Source organism: Nonomuraea fuscirosea, assembly GCF_035917475.1.
Lineage (GTDB): Bacteria > Actinomycetota > Actinomycetes > Streptosporangiales > Streptosporangiaceae > Nonomuraea > Nonomuraea fuscirosea.
On the sequence record NZ_CP109074.1, the window covers coordinates 2,751,878 to 2,770,887 of the forward strand.

Sequence of the window (19,010 nt, forward strand, 5' to 3'; positions counted from 1 at the left end):
GCCGGCCGGGCGGCTCCTGCTGCTGGATGCCGAGGTGGCGTTCGATGCGGGCGAGGCTCTCCTGGATCTGGGCGAGCCGCTCGCTCAGCACGGAGCCTCCGGCGAAGAACATCTCGGTGGGGCGCTCCTTGGGGCCGCGGCCCACCCGGTCGAGCACGCGCTGGCGCACGTCCACCAGGTCGGCGCCGGCGTCCGCGAGCGCCTGGGCGGCCAGCCCCTCGCCCTCCCTGATCAGCCCGAGCAGGATGTGCTCGGTGCCGATGTAGTTGTGCCGCAGCTGCAGCGCCTCGCGCAGGGACAGCTCCAGGACCTTCTTGGCGCGCGGTGTGAACGGGATGTGCCCGCTGGGCGCCTTGCTGCCGTGGCCGGCCTCGCGCTCGACGAACGCGCGTACGTGCTCGATCTCCACGCCGCAGCTGTCGAGCACCAGCGAGGCGAGCCCTTCACCTTCGTGGATGAGGCCGAGCAGCACGTGTTCCGTGCCGATGTAGTTGTGGCTCATCATCCGCGCCTCCTCCTGAGCGAGGACGACGACCCTGCGCGCACGGTCGGTGAAGCGTTCGAACACCGGATGCCTCCGTTCGGCTGGGCCTGCCTCCACTATGCGCTAGAAACCCGGCCATGTGGGGTATTTGTCCTGTGTGGATCTTGACGAGGTGGCCGGCCGCCTGTATGCGTTGCCGCCGTCCGAGTTCACCGCCGCGCGCACGGCGGAGGCCCGCGCGGCCAAGGACGCGGGGGACGTACGGCTCTCGCGCGACATCGCGAAACTCCGCCGGCCGACGGTCTCCGCCTGGGCGGTGAACCGGCTGGCCCGCGAGCATCCCGCCGAGCTCGCCGAACTCCTCGACGTGGGGGAGAGCCTGCGCGCGGCCTGGGACCGTCAGGACGCGGGCGAGCTGGCCGAGCTGACCCGGCGGCGGGGCGAGGTGACCGGGAAGGCGGGCCGGCTCGCACGGGAGGGCGCGGGCCTGTCGGCCGCCGCGGGGACCGAGGTGGACCAGACGCTGGACGCCGCCGTCGTGGACGCGGGCGCGGCCGAGGAGGTGCGCCGCGGGCGGCTCGACAAGCCGCTGCGCTTCAGCGGCTTCGCCCCCGCCCCCGTCCCGCGCGGCCGCCCTGCCGCCGCCGAGGGGAAACGCGGGGGTACGGAGGATACGGAGAAGGCCCAGGCGGAGGAGGCCGAAAGGCGCGCGGCGGCCGAGGCCAGGAAGGCCAAGGAGCGGCGCGAGGCCGAGGCGGCGCACCGCGAGTGGCGCGAGGCCCTGGACGCGGTCGAGAAGGAGCACGGCGAGCGCGCGGAGAAGGTGGCGCGGCTGGAGCAGAAGCTGGCCAAGGCGCGTAAGAAGCTGGAGGACAGCACCCAGCGGCTGGAGGTGACACGGCGCGAGGAGCGACACGCCCGCCTGCGCCTGGAGCGTTAGCGTGCGATCCGCGGCACGCCTGGACGTTGGGCTGTGATGTACGGCACGTGTGGGCCTTCGCCGTGATCATGGAACGGCTGAACGTCTGCCCGTGATCTACGGGACGTCCGGAACGTTTAGTCTTTGATCTACGAGACGGTTCCGCATGTTTGGAGCGCCGATGACCGCCTGGACCCCCGCCTCCATGCCCGACCTGAGCGGAAAGTCGGCCGTCGTGACCGGCGCCAACAGCGGCATCGGGTTCCCCACCGCGCTGGAGCTGGCCCGGCACGGCGCGCATGTCGTCGTGGCGGCACGTGACCAGGGCAGGGGCGAGGAGGCGGTCGCGCGGATCCTGCGGGAGGTGCCCGGGGCCCAGGTCGGGTACGGGCGGCTGGACCTCGCCGACCTGTCCTCGGTCAGGGAGTTCGCCGCGGGCGTGCCCAAGCTCGACCTGCTGATCAACAACGCCGGCATCGCCATGATCCCCAAGGGGACGACCAAGGACGGCTTCGAGATGCAGTTCGGCACCAACCACCTGGGGCATTTCGCGCTCACCGGGCTGCTGCTGCCGCTGCTGGCCGCCGCTCCAGGCGCCCGGGTCGTGACCGTGTCCAGCGACGCGCACAACGCGGGCCGGATCGACTTCGACGATCTGGGCCTGGATCGCCGCTACGGGCGCATGGCCGCGTACGGGCGCTCCAAGCTCGCCAACGTGCTGTTCGCGCTGGAACTGCAGCGGCGGGCGGACAAGGCGGGGGTCGGCCTGCTCAGCACGGTGACCCACCCCGGCGCGACGGCCACCCGGATCGTCAAGGTGGGGCCGTTGCAGCCGCTGGTGGGGCTGCTGCTGAAGCCGGCCGCGGCGGGGGCCGTCCCGTCGCTGTACGCCGCTACCTCGCCCGACGTACGCGGTGGCGAGTTCTTCGGCCCCAAGGCCAAGCTGCTCGTCCCGTCGGAGCGGGCCCGCTCGGAGGAACTGGCCGCGCGCCTGTGGGAGGTGTCGGCCGAGCTGACGGGCGTGCGGTACGAAGCGCTCGCCGGCCGCTGAAGGGCCGGGAACGTCGTATCTGAGCGGCGCGCAGGTGGGATGGGCGGGGCGTCTCAGCGGTGCGCGCAGGCGAGGTGGGCGCAGACCGGGAAACCCTTTTCCTCGTACGGCGCCGCCAGCCGCAGGTAGCCGGCCCTGATCCGCTCGACGACCTCCGGCGGCTGACGGCCGATGACGGCGAACCGGGGCCCGCCCGCCCGCACGATGTCCGTCCACCAGGCCGCCAGGCCGGCCCGGTGCCGCCATCTGACGTCCTCCACGGAGGCCTGCCTGAAACCGGCCTCCGTCAGCAGGGCGGTGAAGCGCTCGGGCGTGTCGTGGGCGGTGAAGGGGCGGGCCGGCGGCTCGTAGGGGACCCCGGCGGTGGCGATGGCGTCGGCGAAGACGCCGGTGGCCGTCATCTCGTCCGACTTCCACCAGGTCAGGCCGATCGCGCCGCCCGGCCGCAGGACGCGGCGCAGCTCCCGGAGCGCCTCGGCGGCGTCGGGCACGTGATTGATGATGAAATTTCCCGCTATCACGTCAAACTGCTGATCCGCGAACGGCAGCTCAGGAAGCGCGGCCGGCCGTACCGTTGCGGCCGGATGACGGCGGGCGGTCAGCGTGACCATGCCGGGATCGGCGTCGACGGCCGTCACCTCGGCGCCGATCGCCAGCGCCGCCGCGGTCACCACCCCGGTGCCGCAACCCACGTCGAGCAGGCGCGAGTCGCGGTTCGCCGCCACGCGGGCGAGGAGGGGACCGGTGGTGTAAGAGCTGAGGCGGGCGAAGCCGCGTTCGTAGGCCTCGGCGTCCGTCACGAGACTCAGCCTAGCTCAGCGAGAGAAGCTGACAAATGAATGTGAGATTAGCTGCCAAAGCCTGTCTTTCCGGGAAACGCCGCCCCTAGGGTCGTCGGCATGACCCTTGACGCCTTCATCGACGCCCTGCCCAAGGTCGAACTGCACGTGCACCTGGTGGGCTCGGCCTCGGTGCCCACCGTGCTGGAGCTGTCGCGCCGCCACCCGGGCAGCGAGGTGCCCACCTCGGAGGAGGAGCTGCGCCGCTTCTACACCTTCACCGACTTCCCCCACTTCGCCCGCGTCTACGGGGCCGTCAACTCCCTGGTACGCGAGCCCGAGGACGTGGCCACGCTCGTCCTCGGCCTGGCCCGCGACCTCGTCCCGCAAGGCGTCAGGTACGCCGAGCTGCAGGTCACCCCGTACGCGCACCACCTGGTCGGCCTGCCCATGCACGCCGTCACCGAGGCGCTGGACCTCGCTTCCAGCCGTTCGCTCAGCGAGTACGGGGTGGAGATGGCCTACATCTTCGACATCCCCGGCGAGTACGGCGAGGAGGCTGCCAACGTGACCGTGGAGCACGCTCTGAAAGAACCTCCCGCCGCGCTGGTAGGTTTCGGCATCGGCGGGATCGAGCAGGAACGCGGCAAATACCGCGACGCCTACCGTTCGGCATTCTCGGCCGCCCGCGCGGCGGGCCTGCACAGCGTGCCCCACGGCGGGGAGATGAGCGGCCCCGAGACGATCTGGGAGGTCATCGACGGCTACGGCGCCGAGCGCGTCGGCCACGGCATCAGCTGCCTGTCCGATCCGCGCCTGGTGGCGTACCTGCGCGAGACGCAGTTGCCGCTGGACGTGTGCCCGACCTCCAACGTGTGCACGGGCCAGGTCGCCCGCATCGAGGACCATCCGCTGCCCCGGCTGCTGGAGGAGGGGCTGTTCGTCACGCTCAACAGCGACGACCCGCCGATGTTCGCCACGACGACGGCCGCGGAGTACCGGGCGGTGGCGCGGGCGTTCGGATTCGGGAAGGAACAGCTGGCGGCGTTCGCGCGGAACGGGGTGCGGGCGTCGTACCTGAGCGAGGAGCGCAAGCGGCTGCTCATCGACGAGATCGACGCGCTGACCGGCCAGGAGGCCGCGCAGAATCCGGGCGCGTAGGAGGACCGGCCAGCGGAATCCGGGCGCGTAGAAGGGCCGCCACAGGGCCTGACCCCGGCCGGTCGCCGAGGGTCGGCCCTGTGGCGGCCCTCCGGCCGCCGTGACCCCGTTACGGGGAGGCGATGCGGCCCAGGCCCGGCGGGATCTTGCCCGCCGCCGCCCGGTCCAGCAGGAACAGCGTCCGCCCCCGCCCCCTGGCCCCCGCCGCGGGCACCTGGAACGGCCCGGACTTCGACAGGGCCAGCCGGACCGCGCCCGACTTCTCCTCACCGGCCGCCACCACCCACACCTCGCGCGAGGCCTGGATGGCGGGCAGCGTCAGCGAGATGCGCGTGGGCGGCGGCTTCGGCGAGCCGTGCACCGCCACCACCGGGCGCGTGTCGTAGAGCGCGGGCAGGCCGGGGAACAGCGAGGCGACGTGCGCGTCGGGGCCCATGCCGAGCAGCATCACGTCGAAGTTCGGGACCGGCCCGTGGTCCTCGGGCCTGGCGGCCTTGCGCAGCTCGGCGGCGTAGGCGTCGGCTGACTCCTCGGCCGTCATGCCCGAGTCGGGACCGCGCATGACGTGGACCCGCTCGGGATCCACGTCCACGTGGTCGAGCAGCGCCTCGCGAGCGCCGGTCTCGTTGCGCTCCTTGTCGCCCGAGGGGACGAACCGCTCGTCTCCCCACCACACGTCCAGGCGCCGCCAGTCGACGGCGTCCCTGGCCGGGGTGGCGGCGATGGCGGCCAGCGTGGCCCTGCCGACCGTGCCGCCCGTCAGGACGATCGAGGCCGACCCCTTGGCCGACTGCACGTCGACCAGGCGGGTGATGATCCGCGCCGCCACGGCCTTGGCCAGGACGTCCGCGTTGCGGTGCACGACGATGCCGGGAACGCTCACGGTCGCCATCCCTTGAACTGTCGTCATCCCTTGTACGTCCTCGCGAACCGCTTGACGGCGGTCTCGTAGATCTCGTCGGTGTCGAGCCTGCGCAGCTCCTCGGCCATCAGCTCCGAGGTCTGCCGCCTGGCCAGCGCCACGTTGCGGTCGGGCTGGCCGGGACGCGACAGCTTGGCCAGCCGGGCGTCGGTCCTGACCACGGCGAGCTCGCCGTCGGCCAGCTGCAGCCGCACGGCGGTCAGGCCGGGACCGGCGGACTCGGCGACCTTCATGCTCGTGCCCAGCCGCTCCGACAGCCACGCGGCCAGCAGCGGCGCGCTCGGATGGCCGGCGGAGGCCTCCACCACGCCCTTGCGCACCTTGCCCACCGGCTGGTCGAACGCGGCCGCCAGCAGGCTGCGCCACGGCGTCAGCCGGGCCCAGGCCAGGTCGGTGTCACCGCGGGCGTACCCCTTGGCCCTGATCACCAGCGACTTGACGCCGCCGTCGTCGAAGCCCTTGGCGTCGGTGATGCGCCGCTGCGCCAGCGCCCCGATCGCGTCCTTGGAGGGCACGTCGGGGGCCGCGCCCGGCCACCACGCCACCACCGGGGTGTCGGGCAGCAGCAGCGGGCTGACCACGGAGTCGGCGTGCTCGGTGAGCTCGCCGTACAGGCGCAGCACCACGACCTCGCCGGGCGTGTTCTCGCCGATCCGCAGCTCGGCGTCGAGCCTGATGGGCTCGTCCTCCTCGCGCTTGATCACGACGATGATGCGCGACGGGTGCTCGCGGGCCGCCTCGGTGGCCGCGCGCAGCGCGTCGTACTGGTGCCGCTCCTCGCTGACCACGACGAGCGTCAGCACCATGCCGATGGCGGGCGCGCCCATCTGGTGCCGCAGGTGCATGAACTGCGCGGAGATCTTGCCGGCCGTGGTGTCCGTCAGCATGAACGTCGTCATCAGAGCCTCCTCCACACCCGGCTGTCACGGGCCATCATCGCGTCGGCCGACTCGGGCCCCCACGATCCTGACTCGTAGCCCTCGGGCTGGCCCTGCGTGGCCCAGAACTCCTCGATCGGGTCGAGGATCTTCCACGACAGCTCCACCTCCCGCTGGTGCGGGAAGAGCGGCGGATCGCCGATCATCACGTCCAGCAGCAGCCGCTCGTACGCCTCGGGCGACGACTCCAGGAACGACTCCCCGTAGGCGAAGTCCATCGAGACGTCGCGGACCTCCATCTGCGTGCCCGGCACCTTCGAGCCGAAGCGCACCGTGATGCCCTCGTCCGGCTGGACCCGCACGACCAGGGCGTTCTGGCCCAGGATCTCGGTGTCGTCGGCGCTGAAGGGCAGGTGCGGCGCCCGCTGGAACACCACGGCCACCTCCGTCACCCGGCGGCCCAGGCGCTTGCCCGTGCGCAGGTAGAACGGCACGCCGGCCCAGCGCCGGTTGGCGATCTCCAGCTTGATGGCGGCGTAGGTCTCGGTCTTGGACTCGGCCGAGATGCCGTCCTCCTGGAGGTAGCCGACCACCTTCTCGCCGCCCTGCCAGCCCGCGGAGTACTGGCCGCGGGCCGTGTTGAGGCCCAGGTCGGCCGGCAGCCGCACGGCCTTGAGCACCTTCTCCTTCTCCCGCCGCAGCGCCGAGGCGTCGAAGGAGGTCGGGTCCTCCATGGCGACGAGGGCGAGCAGTTGGAGCAGGTGGTTCTGGATCACGTCGCGGGCCGCGCCGATGCCGTCGTAGTAGCCGGCCCGGCCGCCGATGCCGATGTCCTCGGCCATCGTGATCTGCACGTGGTCGACGAAGCTGCGGTTCCAGATGGGCTCGTAGAGGTTGTTGGCGAACCTCAGCGCCATGATGTTCTGGACGGTCTCCTTGCCCAGGTAGTGGTCGATCCTGAAGATCGAGCTCTCCGGGAAGGCCGAGGTCGTGATCTCGTTCAGCTGGTGCGCGGACTGCAGGTCGTGACCGAACGGCTTCTCGATGACCACCCGCCGCCACGAGCCGTCGGGCGCGTCGGACAATCCCGTCCGCTTGAGCTGCTCCACCACCACCGGGAAGAACTTAGGCGGCACGGACAGGTAGAAAGCGTAGTTTCCGCCCGTGCCCCTGGTCTCGTCGATCTCGGCCAAGGCCATGGCCAGCGCGTCGAACGCCCCGTCGTCCGAGAACTCGCCCGGAACGAAGTGGATGCCCTCACGCAGCTGCTTCCAGACCTCCTCACGGAAGGGCGTCCTGGCGTGGGCCTTGACGGCGTCGTGCGTCAACTGGGCGAAGTCCTGGTCCTTCCAATCCCGCCGGGCGAACCCGACCAGGGAGAATCCGGGCGGCAACAGCCCCCGGTTGCCCAGGTCGTAGATCGCCGGCAGCAGCTTGCGCTTGGCCAGGTCCCCCGTCACGCCGAACAACACCATCACACATGGTCCCGCCACCCGGGGCAGCCGCTTGTCGCGCGGGTCGCGCAGCGGGTTGGCGGCTGCCACCTCCATGGTGGTGGCGGTGCCCGCGACGGCGGCCGCCACGGTGGCGGCCTCCTCCGCGGGTGCTGCCGGGTCTGTCATCTCAAGCCTCCTGTGCGGCTGCGAGCAAACGCGCGACTCCGGCCGCGCGGTCGGTCAAATGCAGGCGTACGGCCGGGCGCCCGCGGGTATCCAGCGCCCCCAGGTCGCCGAGCGCCTGCGCGAGCTGGAGCCGGCCCAGCGTGTACGGTCTGCCCGGCACGGCGACGTCCTCGGTCACCGCCCCGGTGATCTGCAGGAACACCCCGTTCTGCGGGCCACCCTTGTGATATTGCCCGGTCGAGTGCAGGAATCGCGGCCCCCACCCGAACGTGACCGGCCGCTCGGTGCGCAGCGCGAGCAGCGCCCGCAGCGTGGCCGGGTCGGCCATCATCCAGGCGTCGGTCATCTGCTCGAAGTCGGCCCCGTCGGGCACCGGCGCGTCGAAGGCCGCCAGCCGGTCGAGGTAGGCGGTGATCGCCAGGTAGCCGTCATCGGGGACCGCGTCCAGCAACTCGGCGAACAGGCCGGGCAGGTCCTTGGCCGTCACCGGCCCGTACGCCTCGACCGGGCCGTCCGCGAACGCGGGAGCGCCGGCCGGCAGGTCGGGCAGGGCCAGCAGGGCGGCGGTGTTCTCCTTCGACTCGGCCACGTTCGGCTGGTCGAAGGGGTCGATGCCGAGCAGCGTCCCGGCGATGGCGACGGCGTACTCCCAGACGAGGAACTGCGCGCCGAGCGGCCCGTCCACGCGGACGTCGCCGACGTCGGACTCGATCGCCACGACCAGCTCGTCATCCGCCCCGGCCGGCTCGGCGGCCACGACGGGCAGGATCCCCCTGCCCTGCTTGCCGGTGGACTCGGCGACGAGCTGCTCGATCCAGTCGGGCAGCCCGGTGATGGCCGAGAGCTGGTCCTCGAGAATCAGTTTGTCCCGGCCGGCCAGGGCCGCGCCGGCGAGCGCCGCGCCCAGGTCGAGGCCGGGGTTGCCGCTGTCGAGCGACAGCAGCGGCAGCACCTCTTCCGCGTCGTCGAGCAGCCGCTCCACGTCCGCCCCCGCCAGCGCGGCGGGCACCAGCCCGAACGCCGACAACGCGGAGTAGCGGCCGCCCACGCCATGAGGGGCGAGCACCAGGTCGTAACCGGCCTCCACGGCCCGCCGCTCCAGCGGCGAGCCAGGGTCGGTGACGACCACGACGCGGCCGGCGGGCGCGAGGCCCGCCTCGGCGAAGAGCCGCTCGTAGATCCGCAGGTGGCAGTCGGTCTCCACGGTCGAGCCGCTCTTGCTCGACACCACCAGGACCGTCGACTCCAGCCCCTCCGCCAGTGCCCGGCGCACCTGGCCGGGATCGCTCGTGTCCAGCACCGTGAGCGGCACGTCGGCGGTGTCGCAGATGACCTGCGCCGCCAGCGAGGAGCCGCCCATCCCGGCCAGGACCACGTTGGTCAGGCCCGCGGCGCGGGCCCGGCCCGCGAGCTCGCCCAGGACGGGCAGCAGCTCGCGGGAGGAGCGGGGCAGCGTCAGCCAGCCGAGCCTGACCGCCGCCTCCGCCTCGGCGTCCTCACCCCACAGCGTGGGGTCGCCGGCGGCGAGCCGCGCGGGCACGCCGTCGGCGACGAGGCGCCCCGCGGCGGAGGAGGCGGCCGAGGCCACCCCCTCCTCGCGGTAAGAGACCTCCATCACGGAACCAGGTTCTTGCTGACGCTCTCGAGCAGCTCGTTCCAGGACGCCTCGAACTTCTCCACGCCCTCCTCCTCCAGGACCCGCACCACGTCGTCGTAGTCGACGCCGGCGTCCTTCAGCGCGGCCATGGTGTTCCAGGCCTGCTCGTAGAAGGGGCGCACGGTGTCGCCGGTGACGTTGGCGTGGTCGGCCGTGGCGTCGAGCGTCTTCTCCGGCATCGTGTTGACGGTGCCGGGCGCGACGAGCTGGTCGACGTAGAGGGTGTCGGAGTATTCGGGGTTCTTGACCCCGGTCGACGCCCACAGCGGCCGCTGCGGGCGCGCGCCGGCGGCGCGCAGGCGCTGCCAGCGCTCGGAGTTGACGACGTCCTCGAACGCCGCGTACGCCAGGCGCGCGTTGGCCACGCCCGCCTTGCCCTTGAGCTCCGGCTTGCCGAGCTGGTCGAGCCGCTTGTCGATCTCGGTGTCGACGCGGCTGACGAAGAAGGAGGCCACCGACTCGATCGAGGCCAGGTCGAGGCCCTTGGCCTGGGCCGCCTCCAGGCCGGTCAGCCAGGCGTCCATGACCGCGCGGTAGCGCTCCAGGGAGAAGATCAGCGTGACGTTGACGCTGATGCCCTCGGAGATCGCCTGCGTGATCGCGGGCAGCCCCTCCAGCGTGGCCGGGATCTTGATCAGCAGGTTGGGCCGGTCGACCAGCCACCACAGCGCGCGGGCCTCGGCGATCGTCTTCTCGCTCTCGCGGGCCAGGCGCGGGTCCACCTCCAGCGACACGCGGCCGTCCACGCCGCCGCTGGCGTCGTAGACCGGGCGCAGCACGTCGGCGGCCCAGCGGATGTCGTAGGTGGTGATGGCGCGTACGGCCTCGCCCACGTCGACGCCGCGTACGGCCAGGTCGTGCAGCTGGGTGTCGTAGGCGTCGCCCTTGCTCAGCGCACCGGCGAAGATCGTCGGGTTGGAGGTCACCCCGACGACGTTCTTCTCCTTGATCAGCTGGTCGAGGTTGCCCGTGCGCAGGCGCTCGCGGCTGATGTCGTCGAGCCAGATGGCAACGCCCTGGCCGGACAGCTTGTTGAGGTTCTCGCTCATGATCTTTCTCAGTTTCCCGTCGTCTCGCCCTTGTCCTGACCCAGCTTGGCCAGGCTCGCCTTGGCCGCGGCCGCCACGCGCTCCGCCGTCAGTCCGAACTGCTCGTACAGAGTCCTGTATGGGGCGGAGGCACCGAAGTGTTCGAGACTGACCACTTCGCCGCACTCGCCGACGTAGGCGTGCCAGCCGAGCGCGATGCCCGCCTCGACCGCCACGCGAGCCCGGATCGACGAGGGCAGAACCGTCTGCCTGTATGCGGAATCCTGCCCGTTGAACCACTCGACACACGGCATGGACACCACTCGCGTGGGTATTCCCTGAGACTCCAGGATGTCGCGGCCGTTGACCGCGATCTCCACCTCGCTGCCGGTGGCGATGAGGATGACCCTCGGCTGGCCGTCGGACGCCTCGCGCAGCACGTAACCGCCCCGGGCCACGCCGTCGGCGCTGGTGCCCTCGTAGACCGGCAGGTTCTGCCGGGTCAGCGCCAGCGCGGCGGGCCGGTCGGTGTGCTCCAGCACGGCCTTCCAGGCGTAGGCCGTCTCGTTGGCGTCGGCCGGGCGCACCACGTCGAGCCCGGGGATCGCGCGCAGCGCCCACAGGTGCTCGATCGGCTGGTGGGTCGGGCCGTCCTCGCCGAGGCCGATGGAGTCGTGCGTCCACACGTACGTGACCGGCAGCTTCATCAGCGCGGCCAGGCGCACCGAGGGACGCATGTAGTCGGAGAAGACCAGGAACGTGCCGCCGTAGGGGCGGGTGCCGCCGTGCAGCGCGATGCCGTTGAGAATGGCGCCCATGGCGTGCTCACGGATGCCGAAGTGCAGCGTGCGGCCGTAGCGGTTGCCCGGGAACGCCTTGGTCTGGAACTCCTCGGGGATGAAGGACGGCTCGCCCTTCATCGTGGTGTTGTTGGACTCGGCCAGGTCGGCCGAGCCGCCCCACAGCTCGGGCAGCACCGGCGCGAGCGCGTTGAGCACCTCGCCCGAGGCCTTGCGGGTGGCGACCGAGGAGCCCTTCTCGAACGACGGCAGCGCCGTGGCCCAGCCGGCCGGCAGCTCCCGGTGGGAGATGCGGTCGAGCTCGGCGGCGCGCTCCGGGTTGGCCAGGCGCCACTCGGCGTAGGTCTTCTCCCACTCGGCGTGCTCGGCGCGGCCGCGCTGGGCGACGCCGCGGACGTGGTCGAGCACCTCGGCCGGCACGTCGAAGGTCTTGGCCGGGTCCATGCCCAGCACCTGCTTGGTGGCGGCGACCTCGGACTCGCCCAGGGCGGAGCCGTGGATCTTGCCGGTGTTCTGCTTGTTGGGGGCGGGCCAGCCGATGATCGTGCGCAGCCGGATGAACGACGGGCGGTCGGTCTCGGCCTTGGCCGCCTCAAGGGCTTTGTACAGGGCCGGGACGTCCTCGGCGTAGTCGCCGGTCACGGTCCAGTCGACGCTCTCGGTGTGCCAGCCGTAGGCCTGGTAGCGCGCGACCACGTCCTCGGACTTCGCGATCTGCGTGTCGTCCTCGATGGAGATGTGGTTGTCGTCCCAGACGACGATGAGGTTGCCCAGCTTCTGGTGGCCGGCGATCGAGCTGGCCTCGTGGCTGATGCCCTCCTCGATGTCGCCGTCGCTGACGAAGCACCAGATGCGGTGGTCGAACGGCGAGGCGCCCTGCGCGGCGTCGGGGTCGAACAGGCCGCGCTCGCGGCGGGCCGCGATCGCCATGCCGACCGCGTTGCCCAGGCCCTGGCCCAGCGGGCCCGTCGTCGTCTCCACGCCGGCCGTGTGGCCGTGCTCGGGGTGACCGGGCGTCAGGCTGTCCCACTGGCGCAGCCGCCGCAGGTCGTCGAGCGTCAGCCCGTAGCCGGACAGGTAGAGCTGGATGTAGAGCGTCAAGCTGGAATGGCCGCACGACAGGACGAAACGGTCGCGGCCGATCCAGCCGGGATCGGTCGGGTCGTGGCGCATCACGCGCTGGAACAGCAGGTATGCGGCGGGGGCCAGGCTCATGGCGGTGCCGGGATGACCCGAGCCCGCCTTCTCCACTGCGTCCATCGCCAGGGCTCGAACGACGTCGACCGCCTGCTTGTCCAGGTCGGTCCATTCAAGGGCTGGCACGAGTTCGGTGCTCAAGTGCTCGATCTCCGGAATCTAGTTGTCGTGGTGGTGCCGGTCGGCTTTCCCGCCCCGCGGCCGACCGTCTTCGGCGGCCCGCCGCAGGTTGTGCGGCCCGCGCCTACACGGGACCCTAACCGAGTGGAGATGGCGATCGATTCCCATTCCACCCGCGCGTGTCCATGTACGGCGCAAGCCCCCCATTGGCCGGACCGGCCGACCCTGCGACTACAGTTTGGTTGTTCGCAGGGGCGTCACGGCGCCCGCCCATGGATCCGCTCTTATCAGAGGTTACGCGTTGACTCCGCACAGGCTGGAAGCGCCTTGACGGTGCTGACCAACAGGCAGGCGACGGCCCCTTCACCGCAGGTGGAGGCGCCGCGCTCGATAGGCATGACCATCAAGGCCTACATCGCGCTCACCAAGCCGCGGATCATCGAGTTGCTGCTGATCACGACGCTGCCGGTGATGTTCCTCGCCGCGGGCGGCCTGCCGCCGCTGTGGACGTCGATCGCGGTCATGGTCTTCGGCACCCTGTCGGCGGGCAGTGCCAACGCGCTCAACTGCTACGTGGACCGCGACATCGACCAGAAGATGCGCCGCACCCGCCGCAGGCCGCTGGCCAGGCACCAGGTCTCGCCCCGCGGCGCGCTGATCTTCGGCATCGTGCTGGGCGTGCTGTCCACCATCGGCCTCTGGGCGACCACCAACTGGCTGGCCGCGGTGCTGTCGCTCGCGGCGATCCTGTTCTACGTGCTGGTCTACTCGATGATCCTCAAGCGGCGTACGGCCCAGAACATCGTGTGGGGCGGCATCGCGGGCTGCATGCCGGTGATGATCGGCTGGGCCGGCATCACCGAGCGGCTCGACTGGGCGCCGCTGGTGCTCTTCGGCGTGGTGTTCTTCTGGACGCCGCCGCACACCTGGACGCTGGCCATGCGCTACAAGGAGGACTACGCGGCGGCCAAGGTGCCGATGCTGCCGGTGGTGGCCACCGAGCGGCGGGTCGTGCTGGAGTCCATCGCCTACACCTGGGCCACCGTGCTGTGCTCGCTGGCGCTGTGGCCGGTGGCGGGCACCACGCCGTTCTACGCGATCGTGGCCGCCGTGCTGGGCGCGATGTGCCTGTGGGAGGTGCACCGCCTGCTCGCCCGGCTCAACGCCGGCAAGACGGGCGTCGACCTGCGGCCGATGCGCTTCTTCCACTGGTCCAACGCCTACCTGGCGCTGCTGTTCCTGGCCGTGGCGATCGATCCGCTGCTGGCCTGAGCCTCTCGTCCTGCCCACCGCCCGGCCGTTGCGCCGGGCTTTTCCTCTTTCGTATCATGCACATATGAATAGCTCTTCAGGTGTTGTGGCGGCGCTGGACGGATGCGTCGTGCCGGAGCCGGACGCGGCCAGGGTCGCGGCCACCAGGGACCGGCTCGTGACGCCTGACGAGGCCACCCGGCTGGCCGAGCTGTTCCGCCTGCTCGGCGACCCCACGCGGGCCCGGCTGCTGTACGCGCTGCTGGAGGCGGGGGAGCTGTGCGTGTGCGACCTGGCCGACGCGGTCGAGGTGACCGACACCGCCGTCTCCCACGCGCTGCGCCTGCTCCGCACGGCCGGCATCGTGGCCAGCCGCAGAGCCGGGCGCATGATCTACTACCGGTTGGCGGACGCTCACGTCCGCATGCTCCTCGACCTGAGCCGGGAGCATCTGAAGGAGACCGGATGAGCGGCGATCACGGGCCCGATCAGACCCGCGGGGGCGGGCACGGGCACGGGCACGGGCACGGTCATGCGCTGAGCGCGGACGCCGACCGGCGTTACCTCCTCGGCGCGCTGGCGCTGATCCTCGGCTACATGGCGGTCGAGGTGGTCGCCGGTGTGGTCGCCAACTCGATCGCGCTGATCTCCGACGCCGCCCACATGCTCACCGACGCCAGCGCCATCGCGCTGGCCCTGATCGCGATGCGCATCGCCGCCAGGCCGGCGAAGGGGGCCTACACCTTCGGCTACAAGCGGGCCGAGATCCTCTCCGCGCAGATCAACGGGGTGACGCTGCTGCTGCTGGTGGCGTACTTCGTCTACGAGGGTGTGCGCAGGCTGCTGGAGCCGCCCGAGGTGCACGGCCCGATCGTGGTCGTCACCGCCGTCGCGGGCATCGCGGTCAACGCGCTGGCGGCCTGGCTGCTGTCCAGGGCGAACCGGCGCAGCCTCAACGTCGAGGGCGCCTTCCAGCACGTGCTCAACGACATGTACGCCTTCATCGCCACCGCCGTGGCCGGCCTCGTGGTCTGGCTGACCGGCTTCCGCCAGGCCGACACGATCGCCGCCCTGGTCGTGGCCGCCCTCATGCTCAAGGCCGGGTGGGGGCTGCTGCGCGACTCCGGCCGGGTGCTGCTCCAGGCCGCGCCCAGCGACCTGGACCCGGACGAGATCGGCCGGGTGCTGGCCGCCGACGCGGACGTGGAGGAGATCCACGACCTGCATGTCTGGACGGTGACGAGTGGCTATCCGACCCTGTCGGCCCACGTGATCGTGGCCAGGGGCTCCGACTGCCACCGGGTGCGCACCCGGCTCGCGGACCTGCTGCACGAACGGTTCGCCATCGGGCACACGACACTCCAGGTCGACCACGGGATTCCCGGCCTCGACCGGCACTGCGAGGACCCGCACGGACCCCGGCACTCTGATCCGTTAAGGTCACCGTATGGCGACCCGTGATCCACGCTGGGTGTTGAAGGACCGCCCGTCGTTCGCGTTGATCATCGGGCTGGTCCTCACCGGCATCTGCGCTCTGGTCTCGTTCTCCTTCGACGTCTTCAACGGCGCTCCGGTGCAGTTCTTCATCGCGCTCGCCCTCGCCCTGGCGCCGGTTCCGCTGCTGCTCGCGGCGGTGCTGGCGCTGGACCGGATGGAGCCGGAGCCGCGCAGCAACCTGGTCTTCGCCTTCGCGTGGGGCGCGGGCGTCGCGGTGCTCGTCGCCGGTGTGATCAACTCGCTCAACCTGCACTACATCATCGACACCGCCCAGCTGTCGGAGGCCAGCGCGCGCAACATCGCGGCCACGTTCGGCGCGCCCGTGGTGGAGGAGACGATGAAGGGCCTGGTGCTGCTGGGCCTGCTCAGGTTCCGCCGGGCCGAGCTGGACGGGCCGACCGACGGCGTCATCTACGCCAGCATGGTCGGCCTCGGCTTCGCCATGAGCGAGAACGTCAGCTACTACCTCGGCGCGCTGTCCACCTCCGGCGTCAAGGGGCTGGCCGTCACGGTGGTGCTGCGCGGCATCCTGTCGCCGCTGGCGCATCCGCTGTTCACCTCGATGATCGGGGTCGGCGTGGCGTACGCGGCCCAGCGGAGCGGGCCGGAGCGGGTGAGCTACGTGCTGGCCGGCTGGTCGGGGGCGATGATCCTGCACGGGCTGTGGAACGGCCTGGCCTCCTACGGCGGCTTCCCCGGGCTCGTCGTGGCCTACCTGGTGCTGCTGGTCGTCCTGGTCGTGCTCATCGGCGTGGTCTTCAAGGACCGGCGGCGCATCGTGGCGCTCATCCAGCGGTATCTGCCGCCGTACGAGCCGACCAAGCTCGTCACCCAGGCCGACGTCTACATGCTCTCGGCCTTCTCCCGGCGCCGCCAGGCCCGGCAGTGGGCCCGCGCCTACGGCGGCAAGCGGGGGGTGCGCGCGATGCGCGACTACCAGCTCGCCGCCACCGAGCTGGGGCTGCTGCACGAGCGGGCGGCCCGGCACATGGTCGACGAGCACGACTTCCACGAGGAGCAGCGGGCGCTGCTGGAGTGCATGAGCACGGCGCGGGCCGACTTCCCCGTGCCCTCGATGCACACCAGGTCGGTGGCTCGCGGCTCACCCCCGCCCGGCTACGCGCCCGGCGCCCCTGGCGCGCCGGGCTGACCGGAGCAGGGCACGAGCGGGGCGGACATATTTCGCGAAACGGGCGTCCTTCGGGGTGGGGGAGTGGCGGACGTACCACCGCATATCCCGGCACATCACCTCAGACGGCGGCGGTCGCCTCGGTGGCCTCGGTGGGGGAGGGGCTGACCGGGGCGGGCTCGCCGTCGCGGACGCGCAGCGAGGTGACGACCCGCAGGGCGGCGATCCAGACCAGCGTCGAGCCCAGGACGTGCAGCAGCACCAGCGCGGCCGGCACGGCCAGGAACCACTGGGTGTAGCCGATCACGCCCTGGAGCAGCTCCACCCCGAGCAGCGCCAGCGCCGCCCGCCTGGCGGGCCTCGGCGCGTTGGTCACGTGCAGGGCGAACAGCAGCGCGAACGTCAGCCCCACCACCAGGTAGGCCAGGTCGGCGTGGAAGCGGGCCACGGCCTCGATGTCGAGGTCGAAGCGCGAGGCCATCTCGTCGCCCGAGTGCGGCCCCGTGCCGCTGACCACGACCCCGGCCACCAGCAGCGCGAACGCCGCGGCCAGCAGCACGTGGCCGAGCCTGCGGATGTCGCGGTGGGTCACCCGGCGCAGGGGGCCGTCGCCCTCGCCCGCGCGCGCGTACAGCAGCCAGCAGACGGCGATCAGGCCGCTGGAGATCAGGTAGTGGGTGCCGACGGTGAACGGGTTGAGCATCGTGTTGACGACCAGCCCGCCCCACAGCGCCTGGGCCACGATGCCGGCCGGCTGCAACCAGGCCAGGCGCACCAGCGAGACCCGGCGCGGCGCCAGCCGCAGCGCGGCCAGCACGCACGCGACGCCGACCGCGAGCACCAGGAAGGTCAGCAGCCGGTTGCCGAACTCCACGGCCATGTTGAGCGGCGACACCTCGGGGTGCGCCACCGGCACGAAGCTGTCGGGCGTGCACCTCGGCCAGGTCGGGCAGCCGAGCCCGGAGGCGGTGACGCGCACGCCCGCCCCGGTCACCGTGATCCCCGCGTTGACCACCACGGACGCCAGCGCCCAGCCGCGCAGCGAGCGAGTCGTGGGTGCCCAGAAGGACAGCAGGAAACGCACGAAGAGGTTGGGGTGGTCCGTGGGTAGCTTCACGTCATCGATGGTAGGGGCCGGGCCCACCGGTCCTGCCACCGGGAACAGGCTTCTCAAGACCTCAAGGTATGTGACATATTACTGGGAGGAGGTGGTGATGTCCGACGTGATCGTCGTCGGCGCCGGAGTCGTGGGCGCGGCCTGCGCCTACTACGCCGCGCGCGCGGGCCTCGACGTGACCGTGGTCGACCGCGGGCCCGTGGCGGGCGGCACGACGGGCTCGGGCGAGGGCAACATCCTGGTGTCCGACAAGGAACCGGGGCCCGAGCTGGAGCTGGCCGTGCTGTCGAACCGGCTGTGGCGCACGCTCGCCGAGCCGGGCGGGTTCGAGTTCGAGGCCAAGGGCGGGCTGGTCGTCGCCGAGACCGAGGACGTCCAGCGGCAGCTCACCGGGCTGGCCGCCGAGCAGGGCGTGGAGTACGCGCTCGTGGGGGCGTCCGAGCTGCGCGACCATGAGCCGCACCTGGCCGAGGGGCTGGCCGGCGGCGTCTACTACCCGCAGGATGCGCAGGTGCAGCCCATGCTGGCCGCCGCCACCCTGCTCCGGCGCGGCGCCGGCGACTACGGGCACAACTACGGGCACGGCTACGGGGACGACTACGGGGACGACAACGAGCGCGGCTACGGGCGCGACAACGAGCGCGGCCACGGGCGCGACAACGGGCATGGCACCGTGCGGCTGCGTCTCGGCGTCGAGGTCACCGGCTTCCTTCGCTCCGGTGAGCGGGTGACCGGTGTGCGCACCTCCCAGGGAGACGTCCTCGGTGACGCCGTCGTCAACGCGGCCGGCACCTGGGGCGGGCAGATCGCCGCGCTCGCGGGCGCCCACCTGCCGATCCTGCCCAGGCGCGGGTTCATCCTCGTCACCCAGCCGCTGCGCGAGCCGCTCATCCGGCACAAGGTCTACACCGCCGCCTACGTGACCAACGTGGCCAGCGACTCCGCCGGCCTGGAGACCTCGGCCGTCGTGGAGGGCACGCCCGCGGGGACCGTGCTCATCGGGGCGAGCAGGGAGCGGGTCGGGTTCGACCGGACGACGTCGGTGCCCGTCCTGTCGCGGCTGGCGGCCCAGGCCGTCGCGCTCTTCCCCGCGCTGCGCGAGGTCCGGGCCATCAGGTCGTACTGCGGCTTCCGGCCGTACTGCCCCGACCACCTGCCCGTCATCGGGGCCGATCCGCGCGTGCCCGGGCTGTACCACGCGTGCGGCCACGAGGGGGCCGGCATCGGGCTCGCCCCGGCCACCGGACATCTCCTGGCCCAGCTGCTCACCGGCGAACAGCCCGACCTGGACCTGACCCCCTTCCGCCCGGACCGCTTCACCGAGGAGACTTCGTGACCCCCCTCACCCCGGCGGAGGCATTCGTGACTTGCCCTGCCCCGGCGGAGGAGCCCAATGTG

At 71.7% G+C, this 19,010-nt stretch carries 16 protein-coding genes and 1 pseudogene; 8 read left to right on the forward strand and 9 right to left on the reverse strand.

The window, feature by feature from the left end; genetic code table 11:
• Window positions 1-151: 151 nt before the first annotated feature.
• Window positions 152-568: pseudogene (locus tag OIE67_RS12385) on the reverse strand (Clp protease N-terminal domain-containing protein); the annotation flags it as partial.
• Between the two features lie 73 nt (window positions 569-641).
• Between OIE67_RS12385 and OIE67_RS12390 the strand changes: the two are divergent.
• Window positions 642-1,424 (forward strand): hypothetical protein, encoded by a 783-nt coding sequence (locus OIE67_RS12390; RefSeq protein ID WP_326639658.1) that lies wholly within the window; start codon window positions 642-644, stop codon window positions 1,422-1,424.
• 160 nt (window positions 1,425-1,584) lie between these two features.
• Entirely contained in the window at window positions 1,585-2,454 is an 870-nt protein-coding gene (locus tag OIE67_RS12395; protein ID WP_326639659.1) for an oxidoreductase, read from the forward strand.
• A 53-nt stretch (window positions 2,455-2,507) separates the two neighbouring features.
• On the opposite strand, the gene OIE67_RS12400 is transcribed toward OIE67_RS12395, so the two are convergent.
• Complete coding sequence (locus OIE67_RS12400; RefSeq protein ID WP_326639661.1) at window positions 2,508-3,254, reverse strand: class I SAM-dependent methyltransferase; 747 nt, start codon at window positions 3,252-3,254, stop codon at window positions 2,508-2,510.
• Between the two features lie 99 nt (window positions 3,255-3,353).
• On the opposite strand from OIE67_RS12400, the gene add reads away from it, so the two are divergent.
• Complete coding sequence (gene add / locus OIE67_RS12405; protein ID WP_326639662.1) at window positions 3,354-4,394, forward strand: adenosine deaminase; 1,041 nt, start codon at window positions 3,354-3,356, stop codon at window positions 4,392-4,394.
• A gap of 109 nt (window positions 4,395-4,503) precedes the next feature.
• On the opposite strand, the gene pgl is transcribed toward add, so the two are convergent.
• The 6 genes from pgl to tkt all read right to left on the reverse strand — a co-directional run bounded on the left by pgl (window position 4,504) and on the right by tkt (window position 12,561).
• Window positions 4,504-5,277 (reverse strand): 6-phosphogluconolactonase, encoded by a 774-nt coding sequence (gene pgl, locus OIE67_RS12410; protein WP_326645334.1) that lies wholly within the window; start codon window positions 5,275-5,277, stop codon window positions 4,504-4,506.
• A gap of 23 nt (window positions 5,278-5,300) precedes the next feature.
• Entirely contained in the window at window positions 5,301-6,215 is a 915-nt protein-coding gene (locus OIE67_RS12415) for a glucose-6-phosphate dehydrogenase assembly protein OpcA (protein WP_326639664.1), read from the reverse strand.
• The gene (zwf, locus tag OIE67_RS12420; RefSeq protein WP_326645336.1) at window positions 6,215-7,744 is read right to left on the reverse strand and encodes a glucose-6-phosphate dehydrogenase; all 1,530 of its coding nucleotides are present in this window, start codon (window positions 7,742-7,744) and stop codon (window positions 6,215-6,217) included. The genes OIE67_RS12415 and zwf overlap by 1 nt, the downstream gene beginning before the upstream one ends.
• A gap of 73 nt (window positions 7,745-7,817) precedes the next feature.
• A complete protein-coding gene (locus tag OIE67_RS12425; RefSeq protein WP_326645338.1) occupies window positions 7,818-9,431 on the reverse strand; it encodes a glucose-6-phosphate isomerase in 1,614 nt (537 codons plus the stop codon).
• The gene (gene tal, locus OIE67_RS12430) at window positions 9,431-10,522 is read right to left on the reverse strand and encodes a transaldolase (RefSeq protein WP_106251501.1); all 1,092 of its coding nucleotides are present in this window, start codon (window positions 10,520-10,522) and stop codon (window positions 9,431-9,433) included. Before tal ends, OIE67_RS12425 begins: the two co-directional genes overlap by 1 nt.
• 8 nt (window positions 10,523-10,530) lie before the next feature.
• Complete coding sequence (gene tkt, locus OIE67_RS12435) at window positions 10,531-12,561, reverse strand: transketolase (RefSeq protein ID WP_326645341.1); 2,031 nt, start codon at window positions 12,559-12,561, stop codon at window positions 10,531-10,533.
• A 384-nt stretch (window positions 12,562-12,945) separates the two neighbouring features.
• Here tkt and OIE67_RS12440 point away from each other — a divergent pair, with 384 nt between their 5' ends.
• The 4 genes from OIE67_RS12440 (at window position 12,946) to OIE67_RS12455 (ending at window position 16,516) form a co-directional block, all read left to right on the forward strand.
• A complete protein-coding gene (locus OIE67_RS12440; protein ID WP_106251497.1) occupies window positions 12,946-13,890 on the forward strand; it encodes a heme o synthase in 945 nt (314 codons plus the stop codon).
• A 64-nt stretch (window positions 13,891-13,954) separates the two neighbouring features.
• Window positions 13,955-14,338: an ArsR/SmtB family transcription factor gene (locus OIE67_RS12445; protein ID WP_106251496.1), complete on the forward strand. Its 384-nt coding sequence runs from the start codon at window positions 13,955-13,957 to the stop codon at window positions 14,336-14,338.
• On the forward strand, window positions 14,335-15,330 hold the full coding sequence (locus OIE67_RS12450; protein WP_326639668.1) for a cation diffusion facilitator family transporter: 996 nt from the start codon (window positions 14,335-14,337) through the stop codon (window positions 15,328-15,330). The genes OIE67_RS12445 and OIE67_RS12450 overlap by 4 nt, the downstream gene beginning before the upstream one ends.
• Window positions 15,317-16,516, forward strand: coding sequence for a PrsW family intramembrane metalloprotease (locus OIE67_RS12455; RefSeq protein ID WP_326639670.1), 1,200 nt, complete (start codon window positions 15,317-15,319; stop codon window positions 16,514-16,516). The genes OIE67_RS12450 and OIE67_RS12455 overlap by 14 nt, the downstream gene beginning before the upstream one ends.
• 100 nt (window positions 16,517-16,616) lie before the next feature.
• Here OIE67_RS12455 and OIE67_RS12460 read toward each other — a convergent pair whose 3' ends face one another.
• Complete coding sequence (locus OIE67_RS12460) at window positions 16,617-17,612, reverse strand: COX15/CtaA family protein (protein ID WP_326639672.1); 996 nt, start codon at window positions 17,610-17,612, stop codon at window positions 16,617-16,619.
• Window positions 17,613-17,619: 7 nt separating this feature from the next.
• Between OIE67_RS12460 and OIE67_RS12465 the strand changes: the two genes are divergently transcribed.
• On the forward strand, window positions 17,620-18,948 hold the full coding sequence (locus OIE67_RS12465; RefSeq protein WP_326639674.1) for an NAD(P)/FAD-dependent oxidoreductase: 1,329 nt from the start codon (window positions 17,620-17,622) through the stop codon (window positions 18,946-18,948).
• Window positions 18,949-19,010: the final 62 nt, after the last annotated feature.